Annotated in this window: 17 protein-coding genes and 1 pseudogene; 9 read left to right on the top strand and 9 right to left on the bottom strand. The window is 40.8% G+C overall.

Translation table 11 applies throughout. From position 1 onward, the window contains the following. Positions 1 to 18: 18 nt before the first annotated feature. The 5 genes and pseudogenes from ACPEH5_RS01625 to ACPEH5_RS01605 form a co-directional block, all read left to right on the top strand. Positions 19 to 534 (top strand): annotated as a pseudogene (locus ACPEH5_RS01625) (hypothetical protein); the annotation flags it as partial. A 209-nt stretch (positions 535 to 743) separates the two neighbouring features. After that, positions 744 to 1,037 carry a hypothetical protein gene (locus ACPEH5_RS01620; protein WP_281111319.1) on the top strand — a complete coding sequence of 98 codons (294 nt, stop codon included), beginning with the start codon at positions 744 to 746 and terminating at the stop codon, positions 1,035 to 1,037. A gap of 242 nt (positions 1,038 to 1,279) precedes the next feature. Continuing rightward, positions 1,280 to 1,531 carry an excisionase gene (locus ACPEH5_RS01615; protein WP_226693683.1) on the top strand — a complete coding sequence of 84 codons (252 nt, stop codon included), beginning with the start codon at positions 1,280 to 1,282 and terminating at the stop codon, positions 1,529 to 1,531. Further along, positions 1,506 to 2,639, top strand: a complete 1,134-nt coding sequence (locus ACPEH5_RS01610) for a phage integrase Arm DNA-binding domain-containing protein (RefSeq protein WP_281111318.1) — start codon at positions 1,506 to 1,508, stop codon at positions 2,637 to 2,639. Before ACPEH5_RS01615 ends, ACPEH5_RS01610 begins: the two co-directional genes overlap by 26 nt. A 240-nt stretch (positions 2,640 to 2,879) precedes the next feature. Then, positions 2,880 to 3,266 (top strand): YkgJ family cysteine cluster protein, encoded by a 387-nt coding sequence (locus ACPEH5_RS01605; protein ID WP_042844092.1) that lies wholly within the window; start codon positions 2,880 to 2,882, stop codon positions 3,264 to 3,266. A 94-nt stretch (positions 3,267 to 3,360) separates the two neighbouring features. On the opposite strand, the gene ACPEH5_RS01600 is transcribed toward ACPEH5_RS01605, so the two are convergent. Continuing rightward, positions 3,361 to 4,365 (bottom strand): luciferase-like monooxygenase, encoded by a 1,005-nt coding sequence (locus ACPEH5_RS01600; RefSeq protein ID WP_042844093.1) that lies wholly within the window; start codon positions 4,363 to 4,365, stop codon positions 3,361 to 3,363. Between the two features lie 275 nt (positions 4,366 to 4,640). Between ACPEH5_RS01600 and ACPEH5_RS01595 the strand changes: the two genes are divergently transcribed. Both ACPEH5_RS01595 and ACPEH5_RS01590 read left to right on the top strand, forming a co-directional pair. Further along, positions 4,641 to 4,964: a hypothetical protein gene (locus ACPEH5_RS01595; RefSeq protein WP_166687146.1), complete on the top strand. Its 324-nt coding sequence runs from the start codon at positions 4,641 to 4,643 to the stop codon at positions 4,962 to 4,964. Positions 4,965 to 5,262: 298 nt separating this feature from the next. After that, positions 5,263 to 5,451, top strand: coding sequence for a YegP family protein (locus tag ACPEH5_RS01590; protein WP_042844096.1), 189 nt, complete (start codon positions 5,263 to 5,265; stop codon positions 5,449 to 5,451). 61 nt (positions 5,452 to 5,512) lie between these two features. On the opposite strand, the gene ACPEH5_RS01585 is transcribed toward ACPEH5_RS01590, so the two are convergent. Both ACPEH5_RS01585 and ACPEH5_RS01580 read right to left on the bottom strand, forming a co-directional pair. Further along, on the bottom strand, positions 5,513 to 5,830 hold the full coding sequence (locus ACPEH5_RS01585) for an AzlD domain-containing protein (protein WP_042844097.1): 318 nt from the start codon (positions 5,828 to 5,830) through the stop codon (positions 5,513 to 5,515). A gap of 2 nt (positions 5,831 to 5,832) precedes the next feature. Further along, positions 5,833 to 6,489: an AzlC family ABC transporter permease gene (locus ACPEH5_RS01580; RefSeq protein WP_042844099.1), complete on the bottom strand. Its 657-nt coding sequence runs from the start codon at positions 6,487 to 6,489 to the stop codon at positions 5,833 to 5,835. 150 nt (positions 6,490 to 6,639) lie between these two features. Between ACPEH5_RS01580 and ACPEH5_RS01575 the strand changes: the two genes are divergently transcribed. After that, a complete protein-coding gene (locus tag ACPEH5_RS01575) occupies positions 6,640 to 7,200 on the top strand; it encodes a helix-turn-helix domain-containing protein (protein WP_042844101.1) in 561 nt (186 codons plus the stop codon). A 59-nt stretch (positions 7,201 to 7,259) separates the two neighbouring features. Then, complete coding sequence (locus tag ACPEH5_RS01570; protein ID WP_071548014.1) at positions 7,260 to 7,436, top strand: DUF2526 family protein; 177 nt, start codon at positions 7,260 to 7,262, stop codon at positions 7,434 to 7,436. Between the two features lie 117 nt (positions 7,437 to 7,553). Here the strand turns inward: ACPEH5_RS01570 and ACPEH5_RS01565 are convergent, their stop codons facing one another. The 6 genes from ACPEH5_RS01565 to dalD all read right to left on the bottom strand — a co-directional run bounded on the left by ACPEH5_RS01565 (position 7,554) and on the right by dalD (position 16,150). Beyond that, on the bottom strand, positions 7,554 to 8,738 hold the full coding sequence (locus ACPEH5_RS01565; protein WP_166687145.1) for an amidohydrolase: 1,185 nt from the start codon (positions 8,736 to 8,738) through the stop codon (positions 7,554 to 7,556). Positions 8,739 to 8,796: 58 nt separating this feature from the next. Further along, positions 8,797 to 10,032 (bottom strand): Zn-dependent hydrolase, encoded by a 1,236-nt coding sequence (locus ACPEH5_RS01560; protein WP_166687144.1) that lies wholly within the window; start codon positions 10,030 to 10,032, stop codon positions 8,797 to 8,799. 8 nt (positions 10,033 to 10,040) lie between these two features. Beyond that, positions 10,041 to 11,264, bottom strand: coding sequence for a hypothetical protein (locus ACPEH5_RS01555; RefSeq protein WP_042844104.1), 1,224 nt, complete (start codon positions 11,262 to 11,264; stop codon positions 10,041 to 10,043). A gap of 637 nt (positions 11,265 to 11,901) precedes the next feature. Beyond that, complete coding sequence (locus tag ACPEH5_RS01550) at positions 11,902 to 13,191, bottom strand: MFS transporter (RefSeq protein WP_042844105.1); 1,290 nt, start codon at positions 13,189 to 13,191, stop codon at positions 11,902 to 11,904. A gap of 89 nt (positions 13,192 to 13,280) precedes the next feature. Then, positions 13,281 to 14,750 carry a xylulokinase gene (xylB, locus tag ACPEH5_RS01545; protein ID WP_129465826.1) on the bottom strand — a complete coding sequence of 490 codons (1,470 nt, stop codon included), beginning with the start codon at positions 14,748 to 14,750 and terminating at the stop codon, positions 13,281 to 13,283. An 11-nt stretch (positions 14,751 to 14,761) separates the two neighbouring features. Further along, entirely contained in the window at positions 14,762 to 16,150 is a 1,389-nt protein-coding gene (gene dalD / locus ACPEH5_RS01540; RefSeq protein ID WP_042844107.1) for a D-arabinitol 4-dehydrogenase, read from the bottom strand. Positions 16,151 to 16,310 lie beyond the last annotated feature (160 nt).

The raw sequence follows: 16,310 nt of genomic DNA, 5'->3' as shown, positions 1-16,310 counted from the left end.
ATTTTGTGTGGAGTAATTATGTCTTATATTTCAACTTTTACAGGCAAGCATTTTGATTTTATCAATATCAGTGCGGATGATATCGATATTAATGATATTGCTCAGGGTTTATCTAATGAATGTCGTTTTGCTGGGCAAATTAGCCAATTCTATTCTGTTGCTCAGCATTCCGTTTATGTAAGTCAAATTGTCCCACCAGAATATGCGCTGGAAGCATTACTACACGATGCATCAGAAGCCTATTGCAAAGACTTACCTAGCCCATTAAAAGCTCTGTTACCAGAATATAAAGTGATTGAAAAAAATGTTCAGAAAGTTATTTGCTACAAATGGGATATACCAAGAGCTATTAGCGATGTTGTTCATTATGCAGATTTAACAATGCTGGCAACAGAACGCCGCGATCTAGAAATTGATGGTGATAATCTCTGGCCTATTTTAGACGGTATTCCGGCAACTGATTTAATTACAGTTAGCCCATTGTCACCTATACAGGCAAGAGCAATGTTTATTTATCGCTATAACCAGCTAACGGGAACGATACCTAAATTCGATGCAGATATAAAATTAATCACAATCCGTGGTGAATGCGCTTGGGGTGACATTTATTCCGATAAGAAAAAACGCTTTCAAGATGGTGACCCTATTCAAACATCACGAGTTATCAATATCGATACCTATCTTGCTGATGGTTATATACAAACAGTTAACTCAGTTTACAGAATTATTGTGTGAGGCGCGTCATGACTAATAAATATAATTGCCCTGAATGTCGTTCAGTGGTTAACGCATGGGCTGATTTAGACGCAACACTAATATTTCAAATCAATAAAAATGGAAAATTAGTAAAGCGTAAAATTAAAAATGCACATCAATCAGATTGTCGCTGTGGCGTTGAATGTACTGAATGTGATTGGATTTTATATGCTGACAGTGATTATTCAGAATATCCTCATTTTGAAGAGTTAGCATCACAGGCTCTTGCTCATCAAGAGGAAATAGAAACCTTAAACATAAAATCTAAATATAGTGACTGACTCGCTGGGATGAATATGAGTGATAACCAGAAATACACAGCAATTAATTACAGTCGCAGGTCAGCTTCAAGGAAAAGTTATTATCTGTGGTTATGACAACGATCTATATAACGGCCAACTCTCGAGCTGGCGAAAAGAAATAAAGACAACAGCAGCAAACGGTCATGCCGGATCAGTAAAGCGTACCGAGTGCCTCTGGTTGAATTTTTAAATCTGTATGCGGCAGATGTGTGGAGGTAATTATGTCTAGAATGGTATCTCTAGAAGCGTGGGCAAAATTAGAATTTGGTGAAAATGCTCCCAGCCCACAAGTACTAAGAAAGTACGCTAAAGCGAACATGATGGTGCCACCAGCCCTAAAAATGGGTAAAAAATGGGTGATAGATCGTGATTCTCGATGGGTTGGGGTTGTATCAAAGCCACAATTACCTAACGGTGCAAGCGATAAACTAAAAAGGATATTATCTGATGGCTGCAAGACCACGCTCTCATAAAATTACAATTCCTAATCTATATCGAAAGCTTGATAAACGAAACGGAAAAGTTTACTGGCAGTACAAACACCCGCTAACTGGAACCTTTCACAGCCTTGGCACGGATGCCGAGGAAGCCGCACTTGTGGCATCTCAAGCAAATACAGTTATCGCTGAGCAACAAACAAAACAAATACTCAGCGTTAATGAACGATTATCTACAATTAAAAACAAGAAAGTGGGAATTAGCGTTACAAACTGGATCGATAGATATCTAGAGATTCAGAAAGAGCGAGTCGAACTAAACGAATTAAAACTAAACTCATACAAACAAAAAATAAAGCCCTTAAATTTATTTAAACAGCATTGCGGGACACTACCACTCAAGGATATTACAGCATTAGAAATAGCTGGGATCATTGATGAAGTAAAAGCACTAGACCACAACAGAATGGCGCAAGTTGTGCGTTTTGTTCTTATCGATGTTTTTAAAGAAGCACAGCACATGGGCCATGTTCCTCCCGGTTATAATCCTGCTCAGGCCACCAAAAAACCAAGAAACAAGGTCAAGCGTGAGCGTTTATCATTTGAAGAATGGGAAAAAATTTATAAGCAATCTGCAAACCACCAGCATTATTTGCGCTGTGGGATGTTATTGGCGGTTATAACAGGGCAACGGCTTGGTGATATTACTAACATGAAATTCTCAGACATCTGGGATGGAATGTTACATGTACAGCAAGAAAAAACAGGGACCAAGTTAGCAATACCTCTATCGCTAAGATGTGATGCGTTGAATTTAACATTAAGTGATGTTGTTTCTATGTGCCGAGATCTTGTTGTTAGCCCCTATCTACTACATTACAAACATACTGCAGGTAATGCAAAAATTGGAGGGCAAGTATCAAACGCCTCATTGACTACATCATTTAAGAATGCACGAAACAAATGTGGGCTGGAATGGGAGGATGGTGCTGCACCATCTTTCCATGAACTTAGATCATTATCTGAAAGACTGTACAGAGAACAAGGGATAGATACACAAAAATTACTTGGTCATCGAACCCAAATAATGACAGATAAATATAATGATGATCGTGGAAAAGAATGGCAAATTGTTGTAATTTAATCGACTCGGTTTCCATACTATTTTGGGGATAAATTTTGGTGGGGTTTTGGGGAAGTTTTTTAAAGCACTAAAAACAACCCCAAATGCAGTACCATTTCTTATGTGATTTCAACATTGCATATGTCCACCATCAATACATATTACTTCAATACAATGAATTACCAAGTTTAATTCAATATCTATATTTCGATTAACATTAACATTTCTAATCGTTTTAAATATTTGGAGTTTTATCTTTATATGACTAATGTCCATATACTAAAAACTGATCCTTCAGATAACCCCTGTATAAGCTGCGGTGCTTGTTGCGCCTATTTTCGTGTCTCATTTTATTGGGCTGAAGCCGAAAGCGGCGGCGGTGTTGTTCCCCAACATTTAACTGAGCAGATTACGCCGTTTATGAGCTGTATGCAGGGTACTAACCAAAAACAAAACACCCGTTGTACCGCCCTAGAAGGTACAATAGGCAAATGTGTATCTTGTTCCATTTATGCTCAAAGGCCTACGCCGTGTCGTGAATTTGAGCAATCTTGGCAGGATGGAATATATAATGAAGCCTGTGACAGAGCGCGAGCAGCGCATGGTTTACCGCCTTTAGAGCCTCACCACCCGCAAATCGCTTGCTAACCGTCAATGACCCAGAGTTCTCTGGGTTATCTTTTCTGGTTATGAATAAAAGTTGATTGCCCGCGCTCTTGCAAACAAATGCTATGAAGCTAATTTAAACAATTTCATTCATGACTTGCATAGCTAACTCGAAGGAATATAAACGTGCTTGATGATCGAAAATTTGACCATTTACCATGATTTCATCGGCTTGAGTTTGGCGTAAAATGGTTTGTAAACCGTAACCCACCTTAGTTTTATCCCCCACTAATGACATCCCCAATGCTTGTTGCACACCAAATTCCTCTGCTGGCGACCAAATGTTTTCCATACTTTCAACAGGGGCGGGAAGCTGCGATGGCTGACCTCGGCGCAACATAACGAAAGCTTGTTGCATCGACGTAAATAAAAACTCAGCCTCGCGCTGGGTGTCTGCCGCAATAATATTAATGCAGACCATGGCATAAGGTTTTGACAACCGTGATGATGGCTTAAAGTTAGCACGATAAACCTCAAGTGCTTGCAGCAGCAAGTCCGGTGCAAAATGTGAAGCAAACGCAAATGGCAACCCCATTTGAGCCGCTAACCTCGCACTGTATAAGCTTGAGCCGAGTAGCCATACGGGGATTTTCTCACCATACCCAGGAACCGGGCGTACCGCAGGCTCTGGGTTAGTTGCATCAAACCAACTCACGATTTGTGCTACATCTTGCGGGAAATTATCAATATCCGTATTCATATGACGACGTAATGCTTGCATTGTCCTTTGGTCACTTCCAGGGGCTCGCCCAATACCTAAATCAATTCGCTCAGGATACAACGTATTAAGTGTGCCAAATTGCTCGGCTATCACCAATGGTGAATGGTTCGGTAACATGACGCCCCCAGAACCAAGTCTCAAAGTGTGAGTATTCGCGGCAAGGTAGCCAATTAACACTGAAGTCGCTGCACTAGCTATCCCTGTCATATTATGGTGCTCTGCCAACCAATAACGGTGATAACCCAATTTTTCCGCTAATTTTGCGATATCAAGGGAATGAGCGAAAGCCTCCTTGGCTGTGGAACCTTGAATAATTGGTGCTAAATCAAGCAAAGAAAGGGGTGTTTTTTTATCAGACATATACGCTCACTTTGTTAGGGTTTTATTGATATAGAACCTAACTTACCATCGTAGACTATCCGATTTGATGTCTCCAGTGCTTAAGTTCCCATTAGCACAAGAGGTCTAAAAATGTAAAAAAAAGTCTACTAACCCACTGTTTTCTCATGAATATGAATTAAGATTGAACAAAAAGTGCAGTAATTAAGGAGCTTCAGTCAGCGGAGGTAAAAGCGATTGCGGGTGGAAATCAATTGGTTAACTATTGGTTCATCACCAATATAAAGGAAATCGCAATGAAAAAAATAACTACCAGTTTATTCGCCCTAACGTTAATGTCTATCGGCTTTGCTGCGACAGCAGCAAACATCGGCAATGGAGGGAATAACCACATGCCACGTCAACATATGGGAAATGGCAATCACCATAATATGGTTTATAGCGTGGCGGAACAGACAACTACCCCAAATGAAACAATAAAAAAGCTGGCGGATAATACACCTAAAATTGAAGATGGCAAACGCTACATGGTTAAAGTAACCGTGATGGAAGTCCCTGAATTTAAGAACATAACTCCAATGCCGATGCCTAAAGCTAACAATACACCAGTAACCCAGTAGTAAGCTATATCAGTTAACTTACATGGCGTTATCGGCAAAACCTTTTTTATCGATAACTATAATCGACTAGCCTTATAAGATAGAAGCCGATATCTTAGCCACATAATAAAGAGTTCTATATATCCTACGATTGCCTCTGTTTATCAGGGGCTTTTTTTTGAACTTTTTCTGAATTTTATCCCCTCTTCTAGTAATAATACCTAATAGCGACTAACCTTATTTAAGCAGATATTTATTTGCTGCTTATGATTTATTCCTCGGTTTTCATATTTTTAACCACAAAAGTCAGGAGCCTACCATGGGGTATTATGAATTAAAAAAATCTACCAAAGATGTTGCTCAGCCTTATTATTTCGTTTTAAAAGCAGCTAACCATGAGATCATTGCGACAAGTGAAATGTATGCATCTAAACAATCTGCATTAAAAGGTATTGCGTCAGTACAAACCAATGGCCCTTCTGAGACGATTAAAGACTTAACCGCTTAATTGATAGCCCCTACTTTCTTTAGGTAGGGGCTTTATCGCGCTAATTACAATTAGTTGTATTCTAAATTAACCGAAGTAGCGCAGTGACAATTGCCGCAGACAAAACTATGACAATAAATGGTTTTTTATACCATGTAAGTACGCCTGCAACTAACACCCCTACTATTTTTTGCCAATCCGACAACTGTTCTCCTGAAAATAATGTAGAGGTTACGGCCACAGAAAACAAAATAATAATTGCTGCCGCTGAAAAAAGGGCTTTGCTATTTTCCGATAAAATCACCCGGCCTCTAAGTAATGCACCAGATGCGCGCATTAAATAAGTACCGACCGCTAGTAGTAAAACCCCGCAAAATATTAACCATGGGCTGTTTGTCATGACTATTTCCTTATATAAATAACTAGGCTCAATAATGCGAGTAAAACAGGTATCCCAGCAGGTAAGACGGGGGTTACCAAAACAGCAATAACGGCGCCCACAATGGCCGTAATCCGTAAGCGTTTATCCGTGAGCGCAGGCAATGAAAGCGCTAAAATAATCGCAGGAAACATAGCATCCATGCCATAGACATGTGTGTCACTGATTAAACTGCCTAATACTTCCCCAATCAGTACACCTATAGGCCAACAAAGTAAAATCCCGACCCCACACAGCCAAAATGCGGCGCGTTTTTCTGTATTTGTTTCTTGTGCTAAGCCAAATACAACGCTTTCATCGTTCATGATGTGGTAACCCAATAGCGCTTTTGCCCCCTTGCCTGTTAGGTCACTAACCGCAAAACTAAAAGGAATATGCCTTGAATTAACCAGTAGACCCGCTAAGGCAGCTGAAATGGGGCTTCCCCCTGAAAAAATAACCCCAATAAATAAAAATTCAGAGGCTCCAGCAAGTACTAAAATAGATAACGTCAGAGGGACCCACCAATCAAAACCTTGAGAAAGGGCAAGTGCACCATATGAAATACCGACAATTAAGTCCGCAATACAAACGAGAGCGATATTTTTCACTGTGCTATTATTAAGTGTTGAAGTTAGCATTTTCCAATCGTTCGATATAAAATACATTTGTTCATTATGTCGATCTTTACTATAAAGTGCAATCAATACTCAGAAAAATTCAAGTTGCAGGTAGGTGACAAATGCGTAAGCCTCATCATCTGTAGCGAGTATTATAAATAGGATAAAAAATTGAACTTACCTTCGCCCCCCATTGAGTTGATCTCCAAAGCACTGGCTCGTGAAAGGCAAAAAAATGGGTTATCGTTGTCCGAGTTATCTCGTAAAGCAGGTATTGCGAAGTCGACCTTATCGCAATTGGAATCTGGTAGTGGTAACCCAAGTATCGAAACCTTATGGGCGCTTTGTGTTGCGTTAGATATCCCTTTTGCTCGTTTAATTGAAGAAAAACAAGATGCTGTCACTGTGATACGCCACGGGGAAGCCCTTCCCGTCAGTGCGGAACATGCTAATTATTTAGCATTTTTATTATCATCTGCACCTAATGATTCACGACGTGATATTTATACTGTTATTGCCCAACCGGGTCGTGACCGTATTTCAGAACCACATATGCATGGTGTAAGTGAACATATCATTATTATGGCCGGTAGGGCTTTGGTTGGCCCATTAGATAACCCTGTCGAGTTAAAAGTTGGGGATTATATTCATTATCCAGGAGATGAGCCGCATATCATGCGAGCCTTAGAACCCAATACGATGGCCGTTATGGTCATAGAGAAACAAAATTGACATCATAAATACCTATAACACTCTAATAGCCATAGACTATATTAATTGGAGCTTAAAACATGCCCTACTATGATGAAATTATCGAAAAAGTTGACCGGCTCATTGGTGAAAACTCTGTTCACCATATGAATGAAATGCTAATGCAGTTATCCCATGACCCACAACTCAATGAAGACCAACGTTTTACACAACAACAGCGTCTAAGGGAGGCTATATTTGCCCACCATAATGTATAGCGACCAAATACTTAGCCGCTATACTGAGTGTTAATAAACAAAATAAATAGGCAACAAAGTCAAAGGGAGGCCCGGTATAGGTAGAATAACGAGCCCTAAGAACATTAACATACTCAATTAAAATTCCTGCTGCTGTAAATAGGCCCATGCATATTGTGCATGTAACTCAGCCCCCGTCGCCATCGTATCTTCATCGATATTAAAACAGCCGTGGTGATGTGCCCATTGCGTATCCTTCTCAGCATTCCCGGTACCTAGCAACGCAAAACACCCCGGAATATCTTCAATGTAGAAGCTGAAGTCCTCGCCCCCTGGGGTTGGCCTTTCGTTGATCAACGCTTGCTCACCAAAGGCTTGCGAAATAACTGACTGAGCAAGCAGTGCGCTGCGCTCTTCATTGATCACAGGTAAAGTCCCATAAATATAATCGACTTGTGCTGTTGCACCATAAATCGCTGCAGTATGTTCTGCATAACGGCGGATAGCGGCTTCAATACGATTACGCGTTTCAATATCGAAACACCGTACCGTTCCGTCCAATACCGCATTTTCAGCGATAACATTAAAGCGAGTTCCCACTTCCATTTTACCAATCGTTACCACTGCTGAATCTAATGATGAGGTTTCACGAGAAACAATAGCTTGTAAATTCATCACAAAAGCCGAAGCAACAACCGCAGCGTCTATTGTCGCCTCTGGCATAGAACCGTGCCCACCTCGCCCTTTAAAGGTGACTTTTAATAAATCCGCAGACGCAAATGAACCGCCAACATTACAAGAAACTTTGCCTGATGGCGTCGTTGTCCAAATGTGCATACCAAACACGTTATCCACATTTTCGATAGCCCCTTGTTTGATCATCGCTAATGCACCCTGAGCAATCTCTTCCGCAGGTTGAAAAATCAAACGCACATTGCCGGCTAACTCTTCACGTACCTCGTATAGCGCTTTGGCCGCGGTTAACAACATGGCTGTGTGTGCATCATGACCGCAGGCATGCATTTTCCCTGCTGTAGTGGATTTATATTCTAACGAATCGTTTAATTCCAATACGGGTAACGCATCAATATCAGCACGTAATGCAACGGTTTTGCCTGGCTTCGCCCCCTTGATTTCAGCGATAACCCCTGTTGGCTCAGTTAAGCGATATTCTATGCCTATTTTGTCTAATTCTTCGGCAATACGTTTTGTTGTACGTACTTCTTCAAATGGCAATTCAGGATGAGCATGTAAATCACGTCGAAATGCAATCATTTCTTGAGTATGTTTTTTGATTGCGGCTGTAATAGTTTTGCTGATCATTTTTCTACCTTTTACCCCATCACAAAATAACGTTTTGCATGGCTTATATAATTAATAATTAACATTCTATGAGTGACTTAACGGTTTCAAACATCACATCAACACCGCGTGCAATTTGTGCATAATCAGTCCATTCATCCGGATGATGACTAAGCCCATTGCGACTTGGGACAAATATCAGTCCCGTTTGGGTGATCTGTGCAAAAATCATCGTATCATGCCCTGCACCACTGACCATGCTACGAAAACGTAGCTTTTGAGCGCTGGCATGTTCTTGCATTAGAGTATGAATCTCGCTATTTAGCTCAGTCGGTTGAACATATAATGGCTGAATAATGTCACTGCTTATTCCCGCTTCAGTACTTTCTTGCTCTGTTAAAGCCATAATTTGAGCGATGACTTTTCTAAGGGCTTCATCGTTTTTAGAACGAATATCAACACTGAAGGTGACTTCACTTGGGATCACGTTAGCCCCATTTGGTAAAACCGCCAACCGTCCCACTGTCGCGACAGTATTATCCCCCGCAGCTTCTGCAAGCTTAGGGATTTGGCTGATAATTCGGCTAGCGCAAACAAGGGCATCTGCGCGCATATTCATCGGTGTTGTGCCAGCATGCCCTGCTTTACCTGTGAGTTTTATTTCTAACTGGCTAATACCAACAATTGTTTCGACGATGCCAACATCTTCATTCGCCTGTTCTAATACGGGACCTTGCTCAATATGTAATTCTAAAAAGGCTTTCACTTTTTTAGGGTCAAGCACAGCTTCTGACGCTTTGTCGGCATTAAAACCCGCAGCAGCCATTCGCTCAGCGGCACTTACCCCTTGCCTATCTTTTAATTGGTGCAATTCTTTGGTGCCAATTAGCCCCGTGATCACACTTGAAGCCATCAAACCACGGCCAAAACTGGTTCCTTCTTCTTCCACCAGCGCAATCACCTCTAATGGGTACTTTGGTGTTAAGTTTTGTTCGCGTATCCGAGCAACAACATCTAACCCCGTGACTATCCCCGCTGGTCCATCAAATGCACCACCGTGAGGAACTGAATCAAAGTGAGAACCAATAATAACTGCCGGTAAATCAGGCTGTTGACCTTCCAAACGCCCATAAATATTCCCGATCGCATCTTCGCGAACGTGTAAACCTAACGCGGTCATTTCCTGCTTTAAATAATCACGAGCTTGTTTATCTTGCTCGCTATAGCTCATCCGCGTTGTACCTTGACCTGGTGTCGCAGTATATTCTGCCAATTGTTCTAAATGGCGCTGAATTCTTGAAGTACTTGTTTCCATTGTTTTATTTACCCCGCTACTGGAACAATATACGCAACCATAATGCCCGCTAATACCACAGAAACCATAGTGACAGAAATAAAACCACCCACTAACATTGGCCCTAACATATGGCTAGTTAATACTTGGCGCTCTTTTTCATCTTTTGTTAATGCATTAATCGCTTCATTGGTAATGATGTAATCTGCAGGGAAACCATACAATGCAGTGAGCGCAACAGCAAAAGCCATTTCTTTAGTCACGCCTAGAATTTTGCCAACAATCCATGATGCGATAAACATTCCAATCACTGCAGCACAAATTAATACCACCATCGGATAAACTAGGCGTAATAACATATCTGGGGTGGCATGGTTTAATGTATCAAAAATAAACAACATTAACGCCATAATAGCAAAGCCAAAGCCATTAGCCTTTTGCAATGGCTGCCTTTCTAAAAAGCCTAATGAAGATGCAATTACACCGAATAATAAGCACAGTACAAAAGGGCTAATACTAACAAAAGGTGCGGCAAAACTGGACGCTAAATATGCTAAATACCCTACGAAAGCTAGACGTAAGAATTTGAAATAGCTTGTATTATAGTGGCTAGGGATTTTTTTAAACATACGAGGCATTTCGTCTTCAGAAACGAGTGTTTTGACTTCAACCTCTTTTGTTTCTCCAGTAGCTAATGTTTCTTTCCATTGACCATTACGGTATTTTTCCAGAACTCGGCGCCCTTCTTTTTTTAACATTATTGCGGTTAACGGATAACCCGCAAAACCTTGCATAACATAAATTAAAATAGCGAAAACCGATAAATCAACCAAACCAGCTTCCGCTGCACCTTTTGACATAATTAGTGAAGAGACAATACCACCAACTAATGGAGGTACAGCAACCAATACTGTATTTAAATCGAATAGCATTACGCCAATAATTAAGGTAAAAATGATGATCCCTAAAATACCCGCTAATGAAACTAAAATAGTTTTCCACTGACGCAATAATTCTTTTAAAGATAACAGTGTTCCCATATTGGTAATTAGCAAATACATTAAGGCAATTGCCACCACTTGAGGAATACCCGCAATACTGACAATATCTTTTGGGAAAATAGTCCAATAACCGATTAAAAATAATACCGCACACACGAAAACAGAAGGAACCCATGCTTTCGTTCTAACCGCAATAGCATCCCCGATATATAATATCCCCACAATCAGAAACAGAGCTAACATCTGTGACATAACTTTTTCCCCGCATTTATCTTTTTTTATTAGATTATTTTTTGGTGTTATAAGCTTTTAATTTATCTTTTAACTTTATTAAAAAATTTATTTTGTTTGATAAAACATCAGTATTAAGAGCAATTCGCTGCAAAAATACAAAATTGCAACAAAAATCATAATAACACCGAAAATACAGATGTATAGATAACAAAACAGGAATTAAGTAGGTTAGAATAAAGGTAATAATCTTGTTCAATAGTCAGATATAACAACAGAAAGCATCGTCTCCTTAATATCATCTTAATGATAGTTCAGATATTAATATTTAATCTCACTTATTAGCTTATTTATAACAAGATCGACTATAGACTAAATTTTAATCTATGAAATTATATTCTATTGCTTCAGGATGTATTTTCAATAAATCTCGCGATAACAGCAGAAACAGCCTTACAAATATGACTAATATTTCCATTTGCGTGGAATATTATACTTTATTTAACCGTTAATCTGTTTCTCTTTATATTGCCACTGTAAAGGAGGATATACCTTTCGCTTTTTTTGCCTTTTCTAATACCTTATTTACTCTCTAAATGAGAAAAGCCCTATAACCATAATATGGCCATAGGGCTCGATTTGAGTTTAATAAAATAAGTTAATTACTCGTTTGCTGCTCTACTACAGACTTAGTGGTTTTTACCTTACGATTATTTTCAAAACCCGGTTGTGGGACTTTAATAAAGAATGTCAGAACACCTGCAAAAATATACAACCCTGTATACGCCCAAACCACACCAACAATATCAAAGAAAGGTAAGACCAAACTGGCGATCGCAGGCGCAGCAAAGTTACTTAACCCAGCCGAAAGATTATAAATAGAAACCGCTGCGCCTTTATGGTTAGGCTCAATACTTGGGAAAACCGCAGTCATAGGTACAAAGGCAGCGACAAAAATCCCTAATAAAATGGCAGGTATTAAAGCAATCGCAAAGTTATGCCCAAAATAGACCGGTAAGTAGTAAAACATCAGGCTTGAGATAGCCATACCTAAACAGCCAAACCACCTGACTTGGCGTATCCAACCTATATGCTCCCCAACAATCCCCCAGAAAATATTAGTAAAAATAGTCACAAAGAAGAACACGGCCCAAATTTGTAACCATTCTGAGATGGTAAACCCTAAGCGGTCAACAAATAGCAATGGCATGATGATCGCAAAACCAAACAGAGAAATCGTGTTAATGATGCGAATCAAACTGGCCATAAAGATATCTTTATTGGTGAATAAAATGGTCGCAGCACGCGACAATTCCGCCATTTTATCCTTCATGGGTAAGTTTACTTTTGAACGGTCTACTGGAACATGGCGTAAGCTAAAATAAGCAATCGCACCACCAACTGCGACCCAGCCGATTGCCATCCATAATGTGCCGGTTTCCCCTATCATTGGAATAGAAAAACTAGGTAAATAGCTACCAATTACGCCTATCCCAACAGAATACATCGCCCAAAACCACCCAGTTGCGGCAGCAAGGTGAGCTCGGGGGATCACCTGTACTAACATCATCATAAATGAGTAAATAAATAGCGGGTAAGCCAACCCACGAATACCGTAAAATAATAACATTAGAGTATAGCTTTTCAGGCCTAAACCAAAAGCCATAAATAAGGCATGCATCACTATCCACAGAATAAACCCAATCATCATCGCTTTAAGTGGAGTAATAATTTCAGCCACCACACCCGATGCCCATGCGGCAACCGCTGCCATTAAGCCATATACCGTAAATACCATAGCGGATTGCGTCGGTGTAAAACCTAAGTCAGTAATATGTTTGGATAAAAAAGCCATTTCAAAACCATCACCACTCATAAAAATAGCGATAGCGATGAACCCCCAGAACAAATGCTTAGGTAAACCAAGCCAATACTGCTTCTGTTCCATTGCAGTTTCCTCATTGTCATTTTGTTATTTTAATCAATCGCGAAGAGTTAACAGTAATGGCGGTGTGTAGGGAACACCGCCATACTGACTTACTGTGGCAGTAATTCCCTTGCTTGTTTTTGCTGTTGGTACAATAAACGGAATACATCAAGCCGTTGATGTAACCAAGTTTGGTATTGTTCTTGCGGTGAATAAGTGTCTAACACATCAGGTTTTTGGCATACTGTTTCGGTATCTCCGCCATCCGCCAGCCACGCTAGGCGTGCTGCACCTAACGCACCGGATGAACTTGCAGGGTGTGTAACAATCGGTATATCAATCACATCGGCAATTAATTGTGCCCAGACAGGGCTACGAGCTCCCCCGCCAGTTAAACTACAACGGCTAATTTGTGTGCCCGTTTCAGTTAGAACTTTCATGCCATCTGCAAGGGCAAACGTCACTCCTTCTATCACCGCATAACCAAGCTGAGCACGTGTTGTTTCATTCCTTAAGGCGAAAAAAGACCCCATTGCGTAAGGATCATTATGCGGAGTTCGTTCTCCAGAAAGGTAAGGTAAAAACACGGGAGATTGTTTTTTTTGCTGTTCAGTCAATTGGCCTACTTCATCCATCAATTGGTTTTCCGTTGTAGACAACAACTGGCAAAGCCAACGTAAACAGTTGGCGGCGCTTAGCATCACACTCATTTGATGCCAACGGTCTGGTAAAGCATGAGCAAATGCATGCACGCCTTGATGTGGTGCCGCCTGCAATTGATTGTTCACGACAAAAATGACACCTGACGTGCCAAGAGAGATTAATGCATCCCCTTCATTAACGGCACCAACCCCCACAGCGGAGGCGGCGTTATCCCCACCGCCTCCCGCCACAATAACATCTGCACTGAGCCCCCATTGGGAAGCTAAATCTGCACGAAGTACACTGCTTTTCTCTGCACCTTCCACTAAAGTAGGCATATGTTCGCGAGTTAAATTTGTTGCAGCCAATAGTTCATCAGACCAATCACGCTTTGCGACATCGAGCCATAGGGTTCCTGAAGCATCTGACATATCACTGATAAACTGTTCAGTCATTTTCCAGCGCAAATAGTCCTTTGGTAGCAATACCTTAGCAACTTGATTAAATACCTCAGGTTCATTACGTGCTACCCATAATAATTTGGGCGCAGTGAAACCGGGCATGACAAGGTTGGCACCTATTGTCAAAAACTCTGGGTGGTTTTCCATCAGCCATTCACATTCATTCGCGCTTCGGGTGTCATTCCATAAAATACAATCCCGTAGCACTTGATGATGATTATCAAGTAATACCGCACCATGCATTTGCCCAGATAAACCTATCGCTTTTACTGCTGCCCATGCTTCTGGTGCTTTTTGACGAAGTGTGGCTACCACCGAATTAGTCGCTTCCCACCAGCTATCTGGCGATTGTTCCGCCCACTGAGGGTGGGGCCTTTGCACGGTTAATGCCATATGGCTAGAGGAGACAATTTCTCCCTGCCTATTAATTAAAACTGCCTTCAATTCTGAAGTGCCGAGGTCTATTCCAAGGTACATCGACTTTCTCCTTACAGAGGTTGATGTGGTGATTTCAACCAGCGTTCAACATCTGCCACTGTATTTTTCATTAATTCATGAAACTGCGTTGAATGCGCTAATGTGCTAAATAGCATTTCACTGGAAACGAATTTTTCCAATGCATCACTGGCATTCATCAAGGGTAGATAATATGCAGCATCAAGCACGCCATCTTGGTATTCATACGGTAATTTGCCTTGTGCCCAACGCTGTAAAAAGACAAAAAATAGTGCGGGAAGTACTGCTGTTGCTGCAGGAACTTGGCCTCGTTGATAGCATTCTTGTAGTGTTGGAGTGATAAAGCCTGGAATTTTTGATAAACCATCAGCGGCAACTCGCTGATTAGTATCTTTTATGTAAGGATTACTAAAACGAGCTAAAACGACATCGCGGTATTGCTCAAGATCTAACGGGCTTGGTGATAACGAAGGGATGACATCTTGCGTTACATAGTTCCAAGCCATCTGTTTAATAGCCGCTTCACGGGTGCTATCATCAATAAAATTCAAACCAATGAGTGTTCCCGCCCAAGCAATACAGCTATGGCTTGCATTCAAAATACGGATTTTGGCTTCTTCCCACGGTAATACTGAATCCACCATTTCAACATCGACATTTTCTAGTGCTGGACGCCCATTAATAAAGTCATCTTCAATTACCCACTGAATGAATGCTTCCCCCATTACCGGAGCTTTATCATCCCAGCCTGTATGTTGTTTTACACGTTCAGCCACATCTGGTGTTGGCCGAGGTGTGATCCTATCTACCATGGTATTTGGTGAGCGAGTGCTTTCTTTTACCCACTGATATAATTCTGTTTCACCTTTTAATTGTAAAAAAGATAAAAAACCATGCCTGAAACGCTCACCGTTATGACGTAAATTATCACAGTTTAATAAGGTTACCGGCTCACCATGTGCGGCTAAGCGTGCCCGTAAAATATGGGTCAATGCACCATAAATAGTACACATTGCGCCTGCCAAATCAGCCTTGATATCTGGTTGCTCAGCATCCAGCTCATGCTGTGGAGTCAAATAATAACCTGCTTCTGTTACGGTAAATGCGATCACTCGAGTCGCTTTATCACAACCTTGTTCAACGAGTTGGCTTAAATTAGAGTCCCAATGAAGGATTTTACGCACCGAGGTAATTTTTTCGTACTGACGTTCCCCTTCAGGGGAAACCGTTTCGAGTGTGTATTCTCCATTTTGTTTAGCTAAGTTATCAAGCAATATATTAGCATCATTGCGGATATTCCCTAATGCGATTGACCAACTATCATCACCTTGTTGAATTAAGCGGTGTAAGTACCAAGCTTGATGAGCACGATGAAATGACCCAGCACCGATGTGCATCCACACTGATTTTTGCTTTAACATTGTGACCCCTTAACTTAGAATAAATATTTGCTACAAGTTTGGGCATATGCCCGTTTGTTATATTTTAGTTTCAACTTGATCACAATTACTGCGATAATGCTCACAATATTGACTTTTGCCCTTTTAATAAGCAATTGCCCAGAATTACAATGTCGTAAAA

Origin of the sequence: Providencia sp. NPDC089933, assembly GCF_049545585.1 — a bacterium.
In the GTDB taxonomy this organism is placed as follows: Bacteria; Pseudomonadota; Gammaproteobacteria; order Enterobacterales; family Enterobacteriaceae; genus Providencia; species Providencia huashanensis.
Note: the sequence above shows the minus strand (reverse complement) of the source record. Positions and strands in the feature narration are given on the sequence as shown.

What these genes read in the sequence shown, in the direction of transcription:
- ACPEH5_RS01620 (WP_281111319.1), top strand. Translation starts at nt 744, where the DNA reads ATGACTAATAAATATAATTGCCCTGAATGTCGTTCAGTGGTTAACGCA.
- ACPEH5_RS01615 (WP_226693683.1), top strand. Translation starts at nt 1,280, where the DNA reads ATGTCTAGAATGGTATCTCTAGAAGCGTGGGCAAAATTAGAATTTGGT.
- ACPEH5_RS01610 (WP_281111318.1), top strand. Translation starts at nt 1,506, where the DNA reads ATGGCTGCAAGACCACGCTCTCATAAAATTACAATTCCTAATCTATAT.
- ACPEH5_RS01605 (WP_042844092.1), top strand. Translation starts at nt 2,880, where the DNA reads ATGACTAATGTCCATATACTAAAAACTGATCCTTCAGATAACCCCTGT.
- ACPEH5_RS01600 (WP_042844093.1), bottom strand. Translation starts at nt 4,365, where the DNA reads ATGTCTGATAAAAAAACACCCCTTTCTTTGCTTGATTTAGCACCAATT.
- ACPEH5_RS01595 (WP_166687146.1), top strand. Translation starts at nt 4,641, where the DNA reads ATGAAAAAAATAACTACCAGTTTATTCGCCCTAACGTTAATGTCTATC.
- ACPEH5_RS01590 (WP_042844096.1), top strand. Translation starts at nt 5,263, where the DNA reads ATGGGGTATTATGAATTAAAAAAATCTACCAAAGATGTTGCTCAGCCT.
- ACPEH5_RS01585 (WP_042844097.1), bottom strand. Translation starts at nt 5,830, where the DNA reads ATGACAAACAGCCCATGGTTAATATTTTGCGGGGTTTTACTACTAGCG.
- ACPEH5_RS01580 (WP_042844099.1), bottom strand. Translation starts at nt 6,489, where the DNA reads ATGCTAACTTCAACACTTAATAATAGCACAGTGAAAAATATCGCTCTC.
- ACPEH5_RS01570 (WP_071548014.1), top strand. Translation starts at nt 7,260, where the DNA reads ATGCCCTACTATGATGAAATTATCGAAAAAGTTGACCGGCTCATTGGT.
- ACPEH5_RS01565 (WP_166687145.1), bottom strand. Translation starts at nt 8,738, where the DNA reads ATGATCAGCAAAACTATTACAGCCGCAATCAAAAAACATACTCAAGAA.
- ACPEH5_RS01560 (WP_166687144.1), bottom strand. Translation starts at nt 10,032, where the DNA reads ATGGAAACAAGTACTTCAAGAATTCAGCGCCATTTAGAACAATTGGCA.
- ACPEH5_RS01555 (WP_042844104.1), bottom strand. Translation starts at nt 11,264, where the DNA reads ATGTCACAGATGTTAGCTCTGTTTCTGATTGTGGGGATATTATATATC.
- ACPEH5_RS01550 (WP_042844105.1), bottom strand. Translation starts at nt 13,191, where the DNA reads ATGGAACAGAAGCAGTATTGGCTTGGTTTACCTAAGCATTTGTTCTGG.
- xylB (WP_129465826.1), bottom strand. Translation starts at nt 14,750, where the DNA reads ATGTACCTTGGAATAGACCTCGGCACTTCAGAATTGAAGGCAGTTTTA.
- dalD (WP_042844107.1), bottom strand. Translation starts at nt 16,150, where the DNA reads ATGTTAAAGCAAAAATCAGTGTGGATGCACATCGGTGCTGGGTCATTT.